Here is a 3,428-nt window from a genome sequence, read left to right on the forward strand (position 1 = left end):
TTGTCCGGCGGTGTCCTACTCTCCCACACCCTCCCGAGTGCAGTACCATCGGCGCTGGAGGGCTTAGCTTCCGGGTTCGGAATGTAACCGGGCGTTTCCCCTCCGCCATGACCGCCGTAACTCTATCGATATGTCAAACAACACCCACAGGGTCTGTTGTTCGTTCATCGAGAGTTGCACAGTGGACGCGTAGCAGCTTAGTAGTCAAGTCCTCGGCCTATTAGTACCGGTCAACTGAACCCGTTACCGGGCTTACATTTCCGGCCTATCAACCCAGTCGTCTAGCTGGGGGCCTTACCCCACCAAAGGTGGGTGGGATACCTCATCTTGAAGCGAGCTTCCCGCTTAGATGCTTTCAGCGGTTATCCCTTCCGAACGTAGCTAACCAGCCGTGCCCCTGGCGGGACAACTGGCACACCAGAGGTTCGTCCGTCCCGGTCCTCTCGTACTAGGGACAGCCCTTCTCAAGTATCCTACGCGCACGGCGGATAGGGACCGAACTGTCTCACGACGTTCTAAACCCAGCTCGCGTACCGCTTTAATGGGCGAACAGCCCAACCCTTGGGACCTGCTACAGCCCCAGGATGCGACGAGCCGACATCGAGGTGCCAAACCATCCCGTCGATATGGACTCTTGGGGAAGATCAGCCTGTTATCCCCGGGGTACCTTTTATCCGTTGAGCGACACCGCTTCCACTCGCAAGTGCCGGATCACTAGTCCCGACTTTCGTCCCTGCTCGACCTGTCAGTCTCACAGTCAAGCTCCCTTGTGTACTTGCACTCAACACCTGATTGCCAACCAGGCTGAGGGAACCTTTGGGCGCCTCCGTTACCCTTTAGGAGGCAACCGCCCCAGTTAAACTACCCACCAGACACTGTCCCTGAACCGGATAACGGTCCGAAGTTAGATACCCAAATCAACCAGAGTGGTATTTCAAGATTGCCTCCACCCATACTGGCGTATGGACTTCACCGGCTCCCACCTATCCTACACAAGCTAATTCGGATACCAATGTCAAGCTATAGTAAAGGTCCCGGGGTCTTTCCGTCCTGCCGCGCGTAACGAGCATCTTTACTCGTAATGCAATTTCGCCGGGCCTGTGGTTGAGACAGTGGGGAAGTCGTTACGCCATTCGTGCAGGTCGGAACTTACCCGACAAGGAATTTCGCTACCTTAGGATGGTTATAGTTACCACCGCCGTTTACTGGCGCTTAAGTTCTCCGCTTCGCCCCGAAGAGCTAACAGGTCCCCTTAACGTTCCAGCACCGGGCAGGCGTCAGTCCATATACATCGAATTACTTCTTCGCATGGACCTGTGTTTTTAGTAAACAGTCGCTTCCCCCTGCTCTCTGCGGCCATACAACGCTCCACCCGCGCGGGGCTTCACGTCTCCGGCCCCCCTTCTCCCTAAGTTACGGGGGCAATTTGCCGAGTTCCTTAACCACAGTTCGCCCGATCGCCTCGGTATTCTCTACCTGACCACCTGTGTCGGTTTGGGGTACGGGCCGCTAAGAACTCGCTAGAGGCTTTTCTCGGCAGCATAGGATCACTGACTTCACCTGAATCGGCTCGGCATCACGTCTCAGCCTTCATGTGTTGCGGATTTGCCTACAACACGGCCTACACGCTTACCCCGGCACAACCACCGGCCGGGCTCAGCTACCTTCCTGCGTCACCCCATCGCTTGACTACTACCCGCCAGGTTCCCACGCTCCCCCAGTTTGGTCCGAAGACCGCCCCAAGATCGGGTGGTTAGCACAACGAGGTTCATCAGGGACGCTCTTTCGCGGGTACGGGAATATCAACCCGTTGTCCATCGACTACGCCTCTCGGCCTCGCCTTAGGTCCCGACTCACCCAGGGCGGATTAGCCTGGCCCTGGAACCCTTGGTCATCCGGCGGAAGGGTTTCTCACCCTTCTTTCGCTACTCATGCCTGCATTCTCACTCGTGCCGCGTCCACAACTGGGTCACCCCGCTGCTTCACCCCCGGCACGACGCTCCCCTACCCATCCACACACCTGCACAAGGAATCAAGTCCAAGCAAGGTAAAAATGTGAATGCCACAGCTTCGGCGGTGTGCTTGAGCCCCGCTACATTGTCGGCGCGGAACCACTTGACCAGTGAGCTATTACGCACTCTTTAAAGGGTGGCTGCTTCTAAGCCAACCTCCTGGTTGTCTATGCGACCCCACATCCTTTTCCACTTAGCACACGCTTAGGGGCCTTAGCTGGTGATCTGGGCTGTTTCCCTCTCGACTACGAAGCTTATCCCCCGCAGTCTCACTGCCGCGCTCTCACTTACCGGCATTCGGAGTTTGGCTGATTTCGGTAAGCTTGTGGGCCCCCTAGACCATCCAGTGCTCTACCTCCGGCAAGAAACACGCGACGCTGCACCTAAATGCATTTCGGGGAGAACCAGCTATCACGGAGTTTGATTGGCCTTTCACCCCTAACCACAGGTCATCCCCCAACTTTTCAACGTTGGTGGGTTCGGCCCTCCACGCGGTCTTACCCGCGCTTCAGCCTGCCCATGGCTAGATCACTCCGCTTCGGGTCTAGGACACGCGACTGAACGCCCTATTCAGACTCGCTTTCGCTACGGCTCCCCCACACGGGTTAACCTCGCCACATGCCACTAACTCGCAGGCTCATTCTTCAAAAGGCACGCCGTCACCCCGCAAGGCTCCGACGGATTGTAGGCGAACGGTTTCAGGTACTATTTCACTCCCCTCCCGGGGTACTTTTCACCATTCCCTCACGGTACTCGTCCGCTATCGGTCACCAGGAAGTATTTAGGCTTACCAGGTGGTCCTGGCAGATTCACGGCAGATTACAGGGGTCCGCCGCTACTCGGGAACACCCACAGAAGACCAGCCACTTTCACCTACCGGACTCTCACCGCCTACGGTCAGCCATTCCAGACTGTTCGGCTAGCAACTGGCTTTGTAACTTCTCGAGTGCATGTCAGTACACTCAGCAGGGTCCCACAACCCCAACCACGCAACCCCTGACAGGTATCACACGCAGCCGGTTTAGCCTCAATCCGCTTTCGCTCGCCACTACTCACGGAATCACTATTTGTTTTCTCTTCCTACGGGTACTGAGATGTTTCACTTCCCCGCGTTCCCCCCACACACCCTATGTGTTCAGGTGTGGGTGACTGGACATGACTCCAGCCAGGTTTCCCCATTCGGACACCCTGGGATCACAGCTTGGTTGACAGCTCCCCCAGGCCTATCGCGGCCTCCCACGTCCTTCATCGGCTCCTGGTGCCAAGGCATCCACCGTTCGCCCTTGACAACTTGACCACAAAGATGCTCGCGTCCACTGTGCAATTCTCAACAAACGACCAACCCACAACCCGAAAGCCCCACACCAGCACCACCACAGTGATCGGTATGCGAGACCAGGCCATGCCTGGCAACCA

At 56.9% G+C, this 3,428-nt stretch carries 2 rRNA genes; both read right to left on the bottom strand.

The window, feature by feature from the left end:
- Positions 1–2: 2 nt before the first annotated feature.
- Positions 3–119, bottom strand: a 5S ribosomal RNA gene (gene rrf / locus AB0G08_RS29990).
- Between the two features lie 81 nt (positions 120–200).
- Positions 201–3,309, bottom strand: a 23S ribosomal RNA gene (locus AB0G08_RS29995).
- Positions 3,310–3,428: the final 119 nt, after the last annotated feature.

It is taken from the genome of Micromonospora sp. NPDC023644 (assembly GCF_040640115.1).
GTDB lineage: Bacteria > Actinomycetota > Actinomycetes > Mycobacteriales > Micromonosporaceae > Micromonospora.